Below are 14,773 nucleotides of genomic sequence, written 5' to 3'. Positions count from 1 at the left end.
CCATCGCCATCAACAACGCCAGCAAGGCGCAGATCAGCGATCCCCGGGTCCGGGAGCTGGCGGACGAGATCATCGCCAGTCAGGTCCGCGAGATCGAGGAGATGAAGAGGCTGATCGCGGACATCGAGCTCAACGGCGAGCGCGCCGATCGGCCGCTCCCGCCGCGCCCGGCGGTGCTGACGCCGGACATGGAGCCGAAGATTCGCGAGGCGGTGGAGTAGCCGCCGGATGGGGGCTTGACCTTCCCATGACTGGAAGGCCCATCCGAGGCGGGACCTGGAATCCCGGAGACCGTCCCGATGACCACCACGACCCTGCGCACCCTTGAGATTCCCGTGCTCGGCATGACCTGCGCCAGCTGCGTCGGCCGGGTCGAGAAGGCCATCCGCGCCGCGCCGGGGGTGAAGAGCGCCACCGTCAACCTCGCCGCCGAGAGGGCGCGGGTGGAACTGGACGAGGTCGGCTCACCGGCCGCCGTGACCCAGGCGATCCGCTCCGCCGGTTACGAACCGATCGAGCGAACCCTAGAACTGAAGATCGGCGGCATGACCTGCGCCAGCTGCGTCGGCCGGGTGGAGCGCGCGCTGAAGGCGGCGCCCGGGGTGCTGGACGCCAGCGTCAACCTCGCCACTGAACGGGCCACGGTCCGGGTGCTGGAAGGCGCCGCCGACCTGCGCGCCCTGACCGACGCCGTGGCCGGGGCGGGCTACACCGCCGAAGCGGCCGCCCCGCCGGACGCGACCAGCGGGGATCGCGAACAGGCCGCGCGCGCCGCCGAGATCCACAGCCTGGGTCGCGCCGTCGCCATCGCCGGCGCCGCCACCCTGCCCCTGTTCGTGGTCGAGATGGCGCTGCATTTCGTGCCCGGCGCCCACGACTGGCTGATGGGAACCCTCGGCATGACGCCGTGGCGGATCGTCAGCTTCGTGCTGGCCACCTTCGTGCTCTTCGGGCCGGGCCTGCGCTTCTACCGGAAGGGGGTTCCGAACCTGGTCCGGCTGACCCCGGACATGAACTCGCTGGTCGTGCTCGGCGCCACCGCCGCCTGGGCCTTCTCCACGGTCGCGACCTTCGTCCCGCGGTGGCTGCCGGCGGGGACCGCCAACGTCTATTTCGAGGCGGCGGCGGTGATCGTCACCCTGATCCTCGTCGGCCGCTGGTTCGAGGCCCGCGCCAAGGGCCAGACCAGCCAGGCCATCCGCCGTCTGGTCACCCTTCAGGCCAAGACCGCCCGCGTCGAGCGGGACGGATCGGAGATCGAGCTGCCGATCGATCAGGTGACGCCCGGCGACGTCATCGCGGTCCGGCCGGGCGAACGAATTCCCGTCGACGGCTCGGTCCTGTCCGGGGCCTCTTTCGTGGACGAGTCCATGCTGACCGGCGAACCGGTTCCGGTCGAGAAGGGCGAGGGGGCGAAGGTCGTCGGCGGCACGATCAACACCACCGGCGCCTTCCGCTTCCGCGCCGAGAAGGTGGGCGCCGAGACCGTGCTGGCCCAGATCGTGCGCATGGTCGAGGCGGCGCAGGGCGCCAAGCTGCCGATCCAGGCCCTGGTGGACCGGGTGACGAGCTGGTTCGTGCCCGTCGTCATCGCCATCGCCGCCGTGACCTTCGGCGTCTGGCTGGCGTTCGGCCCGCAGCCGGCGCTGGGTTTCGCCCTCGTCAACGCGGTCGCGGTGCTGATCATCGCCTGCCCCTGCGCCATGGGACTGGCGACCCCGACCTCGATCATGGTCGGCACCGGCCGCGCCGCCGAGCTCGGCGTGCTGTTCCGCAAGGGCGAGGCGCTCCAGGCGCTGCAGGGCGTCGAGGTCGTCGCCTTCGACAAGACCGGCACCCTGACCGCGGGCCGGCCCGAATTGACCGACCTCGCCGTCGCCGACGGCTTCATCGAGGACGAGGTGCTCGCCCTCGTCGCCGCGCTCGAAACGCGCTCGGAACACCCCATCGCCCGCGCCATTCTGAAGGCCGCCGAGGCGCGCGGGCTTGCCGTGCCGGAGCCCGAGACCTTTTCCTCCCGTCCCGGCTACGGCGCCGAGGGCCGCGTCGCCGGCCGCGCCGTTGAGGTCGGCGCAGACCGTCTGATGCGCGACCTTGGCCACGACCTGTCCGCCTTCGCCGATCAGGCCGAACGGCTGGGCGAGGAGGGCAAGAGCCCGCTCTACGCCGCCGTCGACGGCCGGCTGGCCGCCGTCATCGCAGTCGCCGATCCGATCAAGCCCACGACGCCGGCCGCCATCGCCGCCATCCACGCGCTGGGCCTGAAGGTGGCGATGATCACCGGCGACAACCGCCGCACCGCCGAGGCCGTGGCCCGGCGCCTCGGCATCGACGAGGTGCGCGCCGAGGTGCTTCCCGACGGCAAGGTCGCGGCGATCCGCGCCCTTCAGGACGGCGACCGTCGCGTCGCCTTCGTCGGCGACGGCGTCAACGACGCCCCCGCCCTGGCGGCGGCCGATGTCGGCCTCGCCGTCGGCGGCGGCACGGACGTCGCCATCGAGAGCGCCGACGTCGTGCTCATCGGCGGCGATCTGCGCGGCGCCGTCAACGCCATCGCCCTGTCGCGCGCCACCATGCGCAACATCCGCCAGAATCTCGTCTGGGCGTTCGGCTACAATGTCGTTCTGATCCCGGTCGCAGCTGGTCTGCTGTTCCCGCTGTTCGGCTGGCTGCTGTCGCCCATGCTGGCCGCCGGCGCCATGGCCCTGTCCAGCGTCAGCGTCCTCACCAACGCCCTGCGTCTGCGCGGCTTCAGCTCTCGCTTCGAAGGAGTCCACTCATGAACATCGGCCAGGCCTCCCGGGCGACGGGCGTGTCGACCAAGATGATCCGGTACTACGAGTCCGTCGGCCTGATCCGCCCGGCGGACCGGACGGACAGCAACTACCGTGACTTCGGCGAGCGGGACGTGCACGAGTTGCAGTTCATTCGCCGCGCCCGCGACCTCGGGTTCTCGGTGGCGGAGATCGGCCATCTGCTGTCGCTCTGGCGTGATCGCGATCGCCCCAGTCGCGAGGTCAAGGCGATCGCCCAGAAGCACGTCGCCGATCTCGACGCCCGCATCGCCGAGATGAAGGCGATGGCCGACGCCCTGCGCACCTTGGCGAAGTGCTGCGCCGGCGACGACCGGCCGGACTGTCCGATCCTCGTCGATCTCTCGACGCGACAAACTGGAGCGCTCAAGTCCAACGTACGTATCGCCCGATAACGGGCTCGTCATAAGGTCTGACCTCGCCCCCCGTAACGCCAAACGTTTCGACGACATGGTGGATGACCAAGGGGCGATGGCGGAGGCGTCTCGCCTTGAAGCTGACATTCCCAACGGCCGAAATGAGTCAGGCGCGGACCTTGCCAACGATGGTGCGCCAAGAGTCGGCCTTTGACTCATTGCGGCGGTCGGAGACGTCCGCTTGGAGCACCACAAGGTGCTAGGCCTTTGGGCCGAGGCTGGCTCTTGCCGCCGGTCGATAGCGTCAACTCTACGGTCGCATGAGGGAGGCGCGACCCAACGGATGAGCTTCCCAAGAGCCGCCAGCTAGACGAGCCAGTTCAGCACGACAGCGCCTTGTCCGAGGATCGGAGGAGCTGGGACCGCGTTGGGCCTACAGATCAGAACTCCCACTCCACCATGACGATGTGCCGGCCCACCTGCGCACTAGCGTAACAGCAGGCCTCATGGAGGCGGTCGTCCTTCGTCGGGCCACAGTCGTCAGCGACCGCCTTGATGCACAAGAACTCCGGTTTGGCGGAACGTGCATAGTGGCTAGCGTAATAGAATCCGTAGGACTCCATATCAACGCCGCCTACGTTTTCGTTCAGAGATCTGATGCTCTCTAATACCTGAGGATCGCCAATGACGGCCGATCCAGAGGCAAACGGGGTGAGCCGCAGGGCTGGGGTTTTAAGTTCGCCCTCACTCAGAACGAACATTCTGTCTGTCAAACCATCAATCGACTTGGCACCGGCATCTACCAAACGTCTGGCCACTCGGTGGATCTGCGAGTTTCGGATCGAGATTGGTTCTGGACGTGAATAGAGCTTGGCAGCAGCCGGCGTCGGTTTCCACTTACCATAATCCCAGTCGATAGCGATTTCGCCGAATAGGATGTCGCCCAGATCAGCCTTGCCGGGAACGCCACCACAGAACCCCGTCATAATCGCTAGCTTCGGGCGAAGCTGGCAGATCAAGCCCTGAGCTTCTGACGCCGCTGACGGCTGACCCGCGCGGCCGATCGCCGAACAGGCACCTCGCCTCGGCGTCCCTTTTCTGTCGTTAAAGATAAACTCATGAACGCCGGGAAGTCCCGGTGCATCGCGGAGCTCGAACATATCCCTGAAAGGCCGCAGCTCTTTGTCTAGAGCAGTCAGAAAAAGTAGATCGTAGTCATACTTGGTAAGCCAAGCAGTCGTTCGCGCCTTTTGACTTACCTCGACATACGAGATGCGGTCACTCAGGTCTTTCTTCCAAAGACCATCCTCATCCTCCTCTACAATCGCCATGAGGTGGGCACCGATGCTGGACCCGATTTTCCCCACGACGTCGGCCTCTCGAGTGATCCCGAGAATGTTAGCCGGGGTCAGGATTTGGCCAGGGCTGAAAAGCTCCTCGAGTAACGCCTCCGCCGGCTGATAGTTTGCCTCTCCGCGACCGGTCACGTTGGGTATGGTGAGGTCTAAAATCAGGAGATCGAAGAATGCTGCCGCCATTGCGTCGCGCGCGGTGACTGCATCCTCAACGAGCAGGGCGTCTGAACCAGCACTGCTGGCGTGTACGACTTCGACGATTTGTTCACCAACATCACGGCGATCATGAACGATGAGTATTTTCAACTTACTCTCCTGCGTGAAATGGCGGACTGAAGAATCTCCTTCCAGTCCTCATGCCCGTATCGAACGCAGCCAAGATAGTCGGCGCCCAACATGTTGATTGCCAAGGCATTCACTTCCTCAACACCCATTATCGCGTTATCGAATCGATCGGGATCTTGGAAACTGTCGAAGCCAGTAATTATCACCGTCGGTATCGCGATTTTCATGAGCGCCAGCCTGTCGACCACGTCTAATCCTGCAAGTGTGGCGTGACCGGAGCCAAGATCCATCGAACCCGAAGCAGCGATATCCATTGACAAATCGAGGACCAATAGCGACCAGTCACCTGACATCACCAAGTCATCGGCGTCGTTCAGGTTTTTGGCCCGGACTATTTTGGCGTGATCGCCAAACGTTGACTGAACGACTCCAGCAACATCATTGAACTTCGTATCTACATCTTCGACGATTAGAACATCCACTCTATCCATGATTGTGATCCGCCATTGGGATCAGAACATGGAAAGACTGACGCCTACGGACCAGATCGATTGAACCGACCCTCTTCCGTATCGACGCGTTGAGGTATGCAATTTTCTTACAGCCTGAGTTTCCTTCACCGAAAAGGCTATCCGTCAGTTTCTCGTACGGGTGCCCCTCGATCCGAATCCGGCCTGGCGCGGCACGGGCGGTTAAGTTCGACGCAATCAAGTAGACCTGCCCCTCTCGGATTTCGGTGCCGAGACGGAGCCGTATCGCAGGAGATGGATTGTGCTTGATCGCGTTCTGCGCGATCTCGCTCAGCAGATCGTACATGTGCCGAATGTGCTCTGGTCGCACTGGCAATCCTGAGATGCTCGGTGGCATGTCGCCAAATCGCAAGCCTCCGGCCTTCCCGTGCGGCTGGAACCGCTGCTGAACGGCCAAATAGATCTCATACATCGTTAGCGAATGATCTCTTAGGCGTTCGGGCACCCGGAACCACTCCTGCAGAGCCAGCAGTCTGCGTTCGACGGCGGCGCCAGTGGCGAGAGCGATCCTGTCGACTTCGGCAGGGCGGCCGGTCAAGTGCTGCACCTCCACTTGAACTTCTACGAGCTTCGCCTTGAGCCGTGGACATAGCTCGTCATTCAGCGAGGCACGAGCACGCTCCAGGGCGGCATCGAGGCGTGGCCTAATCCAGTCGAAAACGATGTCGATGACCGACGAGAAGTCCTCTTTCGGAATGGCCTCGGCCAGAAGATCAGACATCTCGGAACGGGTAGGCGCGAACTCGAACAACGCTCCTTCCTTACTCTTGCGCACTGTGTGCATTCGAGCGTCGAGCCAGCTATTAATTTGCCTTGAAAGGGCCGGTTCAGCAGCTTTCGCATAGGCCGCGATCGTTGCGCGGTGCACCCCCGGCATCCGGGAGTTCGCGACCTGATGGACAGACGCGAGCACCTCGCGCCGAAAGGCGTCGTGGCGAATACGCACTGAAAGTATGGCTTCGATTCCGGCAGTTGGGTGTGTGAGGAATGTATCGATGATGCCGGCTATAGTCAGGACAAGTGGCCAGTCTCTGTTTCGCGCCTCGTACTCAATGATCGCGCCCCCGGAATAAGGGTATTTCGAAACTCTACGAGTGTTGGTGATAGCCGAGCTATCGCTCATCGCACTCGTCATTGTTATATAGGCATCATAAGCAGCTTGGTTTCTCGTGACAGCGTCCGCCTTTAGGGTATCCCAAGGAAGTTCGAATTGACGCGCGCCCAAGCTCATCCGTGAAAGGGATGCCGTCAGGTTGGCAGACTCTTGAGAAAGATCATCCTCCCCTAGTACTCCATCAATGAAACCAAACTTTTTCACCCCGGATTCCAAAAGCGTCAGCCGAGCCGTCAGCGCAGCGGTGTAGTTCTCAGCTAGCCGCAGCTTCAGAATCGTATCCGGCGTCAAAGTAACGCGAATAATAGCGAGCGCGTCGGCCCCGTATTCTTGGCTGACCCAATCGAAGAAGCCGCTTATGTTTCCGCGATCGACAAACGGCTCCATGGCAATCCGAAGCGCCGAATACTCCCGAAGATTTTCCTCGACTTGCCGGAGGAAGAGAACATAAATGCCGTCCGCGTGTCCTCGAAATGGCAGCACGCCGACCTGTTTGATCACCTGTGAGAGCCAAACCCAATCGAGTCCTGACAGGTAGCGAGGCTCAAGCCAAACCGGAAAGGTTGAGCGTGCGGCCTTGCTCCATTCTGCAAGCTTCCCCTGCCGTTGCAGGAGTGCGATCCGCCAGTTTGATACTGAGATCCAAAGCCTGTCATTGCGAAGATTTGTTCTCCCGCCGAAGGACTTCTCGACCAAGTTCAACACCGCTGTCCCCGGCGGCGTAAGTGAATTTGACCAAGCATCTATCGTCTGCGGGCCTGTAGGCCCCATCACGAGGAGCGGGAAAACACCGCCACACATCAGAGCGCCGCGGAATAGCCAGAGCTGCTCTCGTCGGTAGTCTTCCCTTTCGAACAAGAAGAGAGCTCTGGATAGCCAATCGACGAGTGTTCCGGCCGACAGCATGGCAAATCGAGTACGATATGTGTCGAGTAGGTCGTAGTCCGATTTAACCGGGTAAATATTCCAACGCAGTGAAGCCAGCGCGTCCGTTAATGGCGACGCTGTTCCTGCTTCCGCTGCTTCCCGGGAAGCATCTGCCATGTGAATGATTTGGCGGTGCATGTCTTCTGTAAGGCGTAGGCCCAAAAGCTGGCTTGGCCGCTCTATGAGAGGGAAGCTGGCGCCATGTAAGATCGGGCGGAGCCGGGAAATCCGGTGGTCTGGAAACGCCTCGGACAGCCGATCGACACATGCCAGGAGGAAGGGTCTGCACTGCCGACGTTCAGCAGCAACGAGCTCCAAGTGCTGAGTTATGTACTCAAGGGCATCGTATGGATGACTCATGAGGCCGACGTAGCAACGAAACGAAAGGCTGGCCTCGGTAACCCGCTGCGGCTCTAAGAGAAAATGGATGAGCTTGTGCTCGGTTTTGTCTCCCGCTTTGACGGGAAGCAAATGCTCCAGCATCTGGTAGAGGGATGACTCAGATGGCTGGTTGATCGCGTGAAATATAAGTGGGTAGAGAAGCCTTCCCTTGAACCACGATGATGTCAGGTTGCCGGATAAATACTCGTTGATTGCGGAATCTGAGTATGCGTGCAGCGAAGCATAAAGCCGCATGGAGTACATCGACTGCTGATCGGTGCGGTGTAGCGCGAGCAAGCGCTGCTTGACGTCGTCAGGCCGCTGTTCCGCAATAAGACCAGACGCTTCGGCATTGAAATCGATCCAAGCCGCAACCCTATCAATATTAGTCAAGGCGTATTCGATCGCCACAGCGAGCCAGTTATCTTCAATTTGTCCGGCAGGCTGAGACCAAAGATCGCCGAGTTGAGCGATATGCTTCGCCGTGAAGCGTAGCGATGATCCAAAGTCGTTGGGGTTTATTCTGAACGTATTATTCAGAACGAATTTGTTAATTGGTCCGACAGGTTCACCGGCGTGCATCCTTAGCAGTCGGTGGATTTCGATGATAATGTCAGGTGTCCCATTGTCCCCGCGCATGAACGCTGTAACGGCGGGACCAAGGCGTGCGGCGGGTGCCCGTTGTTGCCTGACTTTCCCCCTTCTGCGCTGAACCTTGGTCAAACACTGATTCCCCTTGACGGGCTGCGCTGGCTCGCCCGCAACGGTGCAAGCTAGGCGCTCGCCCTTATTCTAGTCAAACGAGGCGCGCCCGCTTAGGCCGCGCGCTCAGGAGCGTTGCTTAGACCGGCTCCAGCGCACAGTTCGGCCGCGGGAGTTTGCACGCCGCAGTCGGGGAATCTTCACTGTAAGGTCCACAACCCGCGAAAAAGGGCAATGTCCGCTACTGGCGCGACCGGGACACCCGATCTGCTCCTACAATCGAGGCGAAATTGATCGCGGCAATCTTAGGCCGGATCATGTCGCGTCGGGCGATGAGGTGAGGTGGTGAGGCTAGATCAGTTTATAGAAACGACGCTGTCTGAAATTGCTCTTGGCGTTGCCAAGGCAAAGGTTAGGAGCAAGGACTTAGTCTCGATTGCGCCAGGGAGCGTCGCAGGTGTGTCTCGGCAAACGGAGAGCACCGTGACATTCGACGTGTCGCTTTCAGTCTCGGATGCCAAGGAGGGTTCTTCGGGAGCGACCGGCAAGGCCGGCTCCAAGCTAAAAGTGTTCGTCGTCGATGCCGATGTCTCAGTCGACGGGCATGCCGCGCGGAAGCGGACCCGGAGTGAAGAAGCGACTCATCGGGTCAGCTTTGCCATTCCCATTTTGTTGAGCGCCCACCACCGAGCTGACCCATCGATGGGACTAGAAGCGGAGCTTATTGGCCAGATTGATGAGGCTTGGTTTGGTAAGGCTCAGATCGAATAGCTCATCCGCTTGAAACGAGGCCTTGCTGACGAGGCCGCCGAACAGATCACCGCCAGCGAAGCTAACGTCCCCTTTCGGCCGCCGTCCCAGTGTCAGGTTTTGGCGCTGAGGCGCTCCAGAGGGGCCGGCTCCCATTGGTTGTTCGCCGATGGTGCGCTACCCGTGCCGGATGTTCCTGTCGATCGCCACGACCCATAGGCCTGCCACCGATCTCGGCTTTCTGCTGCACAAGCATCCGGACCGACTGCACGAGACTGACCTGAGTTTCGGCAAGGCCTGGCTGTTCTACCCGGAAGCGACAGAGGAGCGCTGCGAGGCAGCCCTGATCCTCGATGTCGATCCCGTCGGACTGGTGCGCGGCAAGGGTCAGGCCGACGGCCTGCTGGACCAGTATGTGAACGACCGTCCCTATGCGGCCTCGTCCTTCCTGTCGGTGGCGTTGAACAAGACCCTGCGCACGGCGATGACGGGCGTTTCCAAGGAGCGCCAGGACCTGGCGGGCAGCAACTTGCCGCTGGAGGCGGTGGTGACCCCGCTGCCGCTGCGCGGGGGCGAGGCTCTGGTGAGAAGCCTGTTCGAGCCGCTGGGCTGGACCGTTGACCTGACGCCGATTGAGGGCGTCGGATCGGGGGCCGGCGCAGCGCGCTACGGGCACCTGAAACTGACCGGCGTCGGCCGGCTCAGCGCGTTGCTAAACCACCTCTACGTCCTGATCCCCGTCATGGACGACGCCAAACACTACTGGGTCGGCGAGGCCGAGATCGACAAGCTGATGGCCAAGGGCGAGGGTTGGCTCGATTCTCATCCGGCCAAGGACCTCATCGTGCGGCGCTACCTGCGCAATCGCGGCGCCCTTGCGCGCGTGGCTCTCGAACGTCTCGCGCCGGAGACGGCTGGCGAGGCCTTGCCGCCCGAGACTCGCGTGGCGCCCGAGGAGGCCTTGGAGGCGCCGATCCGGCTGAATGATCTGCGTCTCGACGCCGTGGTCCAGGCCATCCGCGCCACCGGCGGGACGGTCATCGCCGACCTCGGCTGCGGCGAGGGCAAGCTGCTCTACCGGCTGGTGCGCGAGCGCTGGGTCCAGCGCCTGTTCGGCCTCGATCCCGCTGCCCGTGAACTGGAATGGGCGGCAAAGCGGCTCAAGCTGAACGAGTTCGGCGGCCCGCCCGAAGGCCGCGTCACCCTGCTGCATGGATCGCTGACCTATCGCGACAGCCGCTGGGCCGAGGCCGATGTCGCGGTCCTGGTCGAGGTGATCGAACACCTGGACGAGGACCGGCTGCCGCTGGTCGAACGCATCGTCTTCGGCGAGACGGCGCCGAAGTCGGTGATCGTGACCACGCCCAACGCCGACTACAACGCCCTGTTTCCGAACCTGGCCGCCGGGGCCTTCCGCCATCCGGACCACCGCTTCGAATGGAGCCGGGCGCAGTTCGAGGCCTGGGCGGGCAGGATCGGCGAGACCTATGGCTACACCGCCGCCTTCAGCGGCATCGGAACCGAAGATGCGACCCTCGGCGCGCCTACCCAGATGGCGGTGTTCACGCGATGAGAGAAGCTGACAAGACGGACCTCGCTATTCCCGACTTCGCCCTCGTCGTGCTGATCGGCTCGACCGGCTCGGGCAAGTCGACCTTCGCGGCGAAACATTTCCTGCCGACCGAGGTCATCTCCTCGGACTACTGCCGCGCCCTGGTTTCGGACGACGAGACCAATCAGGATGTCTCGGCCGACGCCTTCGACCTCGTGCGCGAGATCGCGGCCAGACGGCTGAAGCACCGCAAGCTGACGGTGATCGACGCCACCAACGTGCGCGCCGCCGATCGCAAGGCCTGGGTCGAACTGGCGCGCAAATGGCATGCCCTGCCGATCGCCATCGTCATCGATCCGGGCGTCGACGTTTGCATCGCGCGCAACGCGCTTCGGCCCGATCGCGACTTCGGCCCCGGCGTGCCCAAGCGGATGGCGATGGAAATCCGCAAAGGCCTGGGCGGTCTCCAGCGCGAGGGCTTCCGTCAGGTCTGGAAGCTGACCAGCGAGGACAGCATCGAGGCCGCCGTCGTCACCCGCCAGCCGCTGTGGACCGACAAGCGCGATGACCACGGCCCGTTCGACATTATCGGCGACGTGCACGGGTGCGCGGACGAACTCCAGACCCTGCTGCGCAAACTTGGCTATGAGATCGCCTGGTCCGAAGATCGCGGCGACCGGAGGGTGACCGTCACCTCGCCCGAGGGCCGAAAGGTCGTCTTCGTCGGCGATTTGGTTGATCGTGGACCCAACTCCCCCGATGCCCTGCGCATCGCCATGAGCATGGTCGCGGCCGGGACCGCCTACTGCGTCCAAGGCAACCACGAGCGCAAACTCGGCCGCTGGCTGGAAGGCCGCAAGGTCACGATCGCCCACGGCCTGCAGGAAACCATCGACCAGCTTGAAGGCCAGGATCGGGGCCTGCGCGAAGGTCTGCCGACCTTCCTCGACAGCCTCCGCAGCCATGTCTGGCTCGATGATGGCCGCCTCGCCGTGGCCCACGCCGGGCTCAAGGAAGAAATGATCGGGCGCGGCTCGGGCGCGGTGCGCGAGTTCGCCCTGTACGGCGAGACCACGGGCGAGATCGACGAGTTCGGTCTGCCTGTCCGCGCCGACTGGGCCGCCGCCTATCGTGGCAAGACCGCCGTCATTTACGGGCATACACCGGTCGTCTCGGCCGAATGGGTCAACAACACCCTGTGCATCGACACCGGCTGCGTGTTCGGCGGAAAGCTGACGGCGCTTCGCTGGCCCGAGCGCGAGCTCGTCGAAGTGTCGGCGGAGAAGACCTGGTTCGAACCGATGCGTCCGCTCGGCGGATCAAGCCTCGGCAAGTCCGCGCAGGCCGACGCCGACGGGGTGCTCGACTATCAGGACGTCTCAGGGCGCCGCTGGATCGAGACGGAACTCAAGGGCAAGGTCGTCATCGCCGAGGAGAATGCGTCGGCGGCGTTGGAGGTGATGAGCCGCTTCGCCTTGGCGCCCCAGTGGCTGACCTATCTGCCGCCGACCATGTCGCCGTCCGAAACGAGCACTGTTGATGGCTGGCTCGAGCGGCCGGAGGAGGCCTTCGCCCACTTCCGCGAGCGCGGCGTGGCCCAGGTCGTGTGCGAGGAGAAGCACATGGGCTCGCGGGCGGTGATCGCCCTGTGCCGCGACGCCTCGGTGGCGCGCGAGCGCTTCGGTGTCGCCGGCGAGGAGAGCGGGGCCATCTGGACCCGCACCGGCCGCTCCTTCTTCAACGTCCCGGCGATGACCGAAGGCCTGTTGGCCCGCCTGCGGGCACGTGTCGATGAGACGGGCCTGTGGGACGAACTGGCCACCGACTGGCTGCTGCTGGACGCCGAGATCATGCCCTGGTCGGCCAAGGCCGGCAGCCTGATCGAAAGCCAGTATGCGCCTGTCGCCACCTCCTCGGCCGAGGGCTTCCGAACCGCCCGCGAGGCCTTGGCTCGCGCAATGGGTCGCAACCTCGACGTCAGCGCTCTTAATGCCCGGTTCGAGGATCGCGCCAAGCGGGCCGACCGGTATGCGACGGCGTGGGCGCCCTATGTCTGGCCGGTGTCCGGCATCGACGACCTGAAGGTCGCGCCCTTCCATCTGCTCGCGAGCGAAGGACGGGTCTGGTTCGACCAAGACCACGTCTGGCACATGACGCTCGCCGATCGCCTGGCCGAGGGCGAAGGCGTCGTGACGCGCACCCAGTGGCGTGTCGTCGACCTCGCCGACGAGGCCGCCTGCGCCGAAGCCGTCGGCTGGTGGGAGACCCTGACTGCGTCCGGCGGCGAAGGCATGGTGGTCAAGCCGCGTGACTTTGTCAGCCGGGGCAAGAAGGGTCTGATCCAGCCCGCGCTGAAGGTGCGCGGGGGTGAATACCTGCGCATCATCTACGGCCCGGAATACGACGCCCCGGACAACCTCGTCCGGCTTCGCGAGCGTGGCCTGGGCGGCAAGCGCAATCTCGCCCTTCGCGAGTTCGCGCTGGGGCATGAAGCCTTGAAGCGGTTCGTTGCTCGCGAGCCGCTGCGGCGCGTTCATGAATGCGTCTTCGCGGTTCTTGCGCTAGAGAGCGAGCCGATCGATCCGCGCCTCTAGATCTGGGGCAACGAACGTCCGCTTTCCGCTTCGGCGCTAAGTTCCGCTTCTGGCGCTCTGCCGACCCCGGGGCCGCGAACGGCCTGAACGTCCGGGACGGGTGGGGGGCGGACGTTAGTCCACTGTCGCCTCGCACCGCGCCAGCAAGCTCCCAAGCGGATCAGCCTCTTCGACGTCACGGACGCCAGTGGCTGACAGGTAGCGAAGCAGAAGGGCCCGCAGATCGTCGGGCTTCGGCGGCAGCCCCTCCACGTGTGAGATGCGCACCCGGTCGCCTATGGCTTCCAGCTTGAAGACTTGACCGTCGGGCCCGTAGCCGACGGGATAGACGCCATCCCGCACGTCGATGGCCTCAAGGTCCATCTCAGCCTGTAAGACCGACGAGTAGAACAGTGCCGGCTCATCAGCGGCCACGATCAATCTGATCTTTGAATCGGTTGCCATGCGCCAGCTTCAGACATTGGCCCTCACCTCGGCAAGCAGTTCTACGGGACCGCCACCCTTTGAGCGGCCGTCTCGATCCGCTCCTTAATTTGCTCGTAGTCTTCCGTGCTGACGTCTGTGACGAATGACACGTCTCGGCCGCCGAGGATCGAGACGGTCAGCATCCGGCCGAATATGTCGCCGGGCGCGTATCGAGCTTCAACGGCGCAAATGTCCCGAAGGTACACCCGACGGGTGAAGGGAAGTCCGATGTGAAGTCTGCCCCCTTCGAGCCACACATGTTCCTCTTCCCAGATCGAGCCCAGGATGATGCTGATTAGCAGAGGGCCACCCGCCACGATGATCCATATGAGAGTCAGGAAGAAGAGCAGGATAGCGCCGGCCTTGTAAGGCCGGTCGGCGATAACGCTTGGCCCAAGTAAGAGAACCCCACCGACCGAGAGCACCAGCAACGCGAGTGGCAGGGCCAATCTCTTCAGTAAGGCGCGACAACTTTGGCGACTGTAACGTGAGATTACTTCTCGCAATCGACATCCCTCTCACCGACAGATCTTTGGCCGTCGCAACATTAGCGGGCAGGACGAATGTCAGCTAGGGGTCGGGAGCCGTCAGTCGCCTGTGGGTGGATAGCGGACGTTGCCGGGACGCAGCCTTCGGCTAAGTTAACGCAATGACCCTTGAAGAACTCAGGTCCGACCTGCGCGAGATCCTCGCGAAAGAAGAGGCAAGCCCAATAGACTGGGTTTCTGTCGACCGAATGTGCTTGGAGCTAATCGGGAAGCTCGCGAGAGGGAAAGAGCCCCCTTACCCGCACGATGTTGTCTACCACTACCTCGACGACGCCGACATCCGGCGGAAGGACGACGTATACGGTCTGACGTGACCCCCTGAAACTCCTCCAGGAATAGCTAGAGTCCGCCCCTTGAAAGGACGGACAGAATGAAGCGGTCAAGGTTCACGGAAGAGCAGA

The 14,773-nt window shown here is 63.0% G+C and carries 11 protein-coding genes and 1 pseudogene; 7 read left to right on the top strand and 5 right to left on the bottom strand.

The annotated features are described in order from the left end of the window. The 3 genes and pseudogenes from BM333_RS15385 to cueR form a co-directional block, all read left to right on the top strand. Positions 1-221, top strand: a pseudogene (locus tag BM333_RS15385) (DUF305 domain-containing protein); the annotation flags it as partial. Positions 222-299: 78 nt separating this feature from the next. Next, positions 300-2,783, top strand: a complete 2,484-nt coding sequence (locus tag BM333_RS15380; protein ID WP_092313794.1) for a heavy metal translocating P-type ATPase — start codon at positions 300-302, stop codon at positions 2,781-2,783. Beyond that, complete coding sequence (cueR, locus tag BM333_RS15375) at positions 2,780-3,208, top strand: Cu(I)-responsive transcriptional regulator (protein ID WP_092313791.1); 429 nt, start codon at positions 2,780-2,782, stop codon at positions 3,206-3,208. The genes BM333_RS15380 and cueR overlap by 4 nt, the downstream gene beginning before the upstream one ends. A gap of 401 nt (positions 3,209-3,609) precedes the next feature. Here the strand turns inward: cueR and BM333_RS15370 are convergent, their stop codons facing one another. Genes BM333_RS15370 through BM333_RS15790 form a run of 3 tightly spaced genes read right to left on the bottom strand, consistent with a single transcriptional unit; the run spans position 3,610 to position 8,343 of the window. Beyond that, positions 3,610-4,830, bottom strand: a complete 1,221-nt coding sequence (locus BM333_RS15370; protein WP_143105862.1) for a phosphorylase family protein — start codon at positions 4,828-4,830, stop codon at positions 3,610-3,612. Next, positions 4,827-5,300 (bottom strand): hypothetical protein, encoded by a 474-nt coding sequence (locus tag BM333_RS15795; protein WP_143105861.1) that lies wholly within the window; start codon positions 5,298-5,300, stop codon positions 4,827-4,829. Before BM333_RS15795 ends, BM333_RS15370 begins: the two co-directional genes overlap by 4 nt. Beyond that, a complete protein-coding gene (locus BM333_RS15790) occupies positions 5,293-8,343 on the bottom strand; it encodes a hypothetical protein (protein WP_177221928.1) in 3,051 nt (1,016 codons plus the stop codon). Before BM333_RS15790 ends, BM333_RS15795 begins: the two co-directional genes overlap by 8 nt. A 603-nt stretch (positions 8,344-8,946) precedes the next feature. On the opposite strand from BM333_RS15790, the gene BM333_RS15785 reads away from it, so the two are divergent. The 3 genes from BM333_RS15785 to BM333_RS15355 all read left to right on the top strand — a co-directional run bounded on the left by BM333_RS15785 (position 8,947) and on the right by BM333_RS15355 (position 13,359). Then, complete coding sequence (locus BM333_RS15785) at positions 8,947-9,234, top strand: hypothetical protein (protein WP_143105859.1); 288 nt, start codon at positions 8,947-8,949, stop codon at positions 9,232-9,234. Between the two features lie 148 nt (positions 9,235-9,382). Continuing rightward, positions 9,383-10,786: a 3' terminal RNA ribose 2'-O-methyltransferase Hen1 gene (locus tag BM333_RS15360; RefSeq protein WP_245777317.1), complete on the top strand. Its 1,404-nt coding sequence runs from the start codon at positions 9,383-9,385 to the stop codon at positions 10,784-10,786. Continuing rightward, positions 10,783-13,359: a polynucleotide kinase-phosphatase gene (locus BM333_RS15355; protein WP_092313782.1), complete on the top strand. Its 2,577-nt coding sequence runs from the start codon at positions 10,783-10,785 to the stop codon at positions 13,357-13,359. The genes BM333_RS15360 and BM333_RS15355 overlap by 4 nt, the downstream gene beginning before the upstream one ends. Positions 13,360-13,473: 114 nt before the next feature. Here BM333_RS15355 and BM333_RS15350 read toward each other — a convergent pair whose 3' ends face one another. Both BM333_RS15350 and BM333_RS15345 read right to left on the bottom strand, forming a co-directional pair. Then, entirely contained in the window at positions 13,474-13,803 is a 330-nt protein-coding gene (locus BM333_RS15350) for a hypothetical protein (RefSeq protein WP_092313780.1), read from the bottom strand. Positions 13,804-13,844: 41 nt separating this feature from the next. Then, on the bottom strand, positions 13,845-14,273 hold the full coding sequence (locus tag BM333_RS15345; RefSeq protein ID WP_092313777.1) for a hypothetical protein: 429 nt from the start codon (positions 14,271-14,273) through the stop codon (positions 13,845-13,847). Positions 14,274-14,473: 200 nt separating this feature from the next. Between BM333_RS15345 and BM333_RS15340 the strand changes: the two genes are divergently transcribed. After that, a complete protein-coding gene (locus BM333_RS15340) occupies positions 14,474-14,686 on the top strand; it encodes a hypothetical protein (protein WP_092313774.1) in 213 nt (70 codons plus the stop codon). The last annotated feature ends 87 nt before the right edge of the window (positions 14,687-14,773 follow it).

It is taken from the genome of Brevundimonas viscosa (genome assembly GCF_900116065.1).
GTDB classification, from domain to species: domain Bacteria; phylum Pseudomonadota; class Alphaproteobacteria; order Caulobacterales; family Caulobacteraceae; genus Brevundimonas; species Brevundimonas viscosa.
Note: the sequence above shows the minus strand (reverse complement) of the source record. Positions and strands in the feature narration are given on the sequence as shown.

Coding starts and splice junctions, on each gene's coding strand:
- BM333_RS15380 (WP_092313794.1), top strand. CDS start 300: ATGACCACCACGACCCTGCGCACCCTTGAGATTCCCGTGCTCGGCATG.
- cueR (WP_092313791.1), top strand. CDS start 2,780: ATGAACATCGGCCAGGCCTCCCGGGCGACGGGCGTGTCGACCAAGATG.
- BM333_RS15795 (WP_143105861.1), bottom strand. CDS start 5,300: ATGGATAGAGTGGATGTTCTAATCGTCGAAGATGTAGATACGAAGTTC.
- BM333_RS15790 (WP_177221928.1), bottom strand. CDS start 8,343: ATGCACGCCGGTGAACCTGTCGGACCAATTAACAAATTCGTTCTGAAT.
- BM333_RS15360 (WP_245777317.1), top strand. CDS start 9,383: ATGGTGCGCTACCCGTGCCGGATGTTCCTGTCGATCGCCACGACCCAT.
- BM333_RS15355 (WP_092313782.1), top strand. CDS start 10,783: ATGAGAGAAGCTGACAAGACGGACCTCGCTATTCCCGACTTCGCCCTC.
- BM333_RS15350 (WP_092313780.1), bottom strand. CDS start 13,803: ATGGCAACCGATTCAAAGATCAGATTGATCGTGGCCGCTGATGAGCCG.
- BM333_RS15340 (WP_092313774.1), top strand. CDS start 14,474: ATGACCCTTGAAGAACTCAGGTCCGACCTGCGCGAGATCCTCGCGAAA.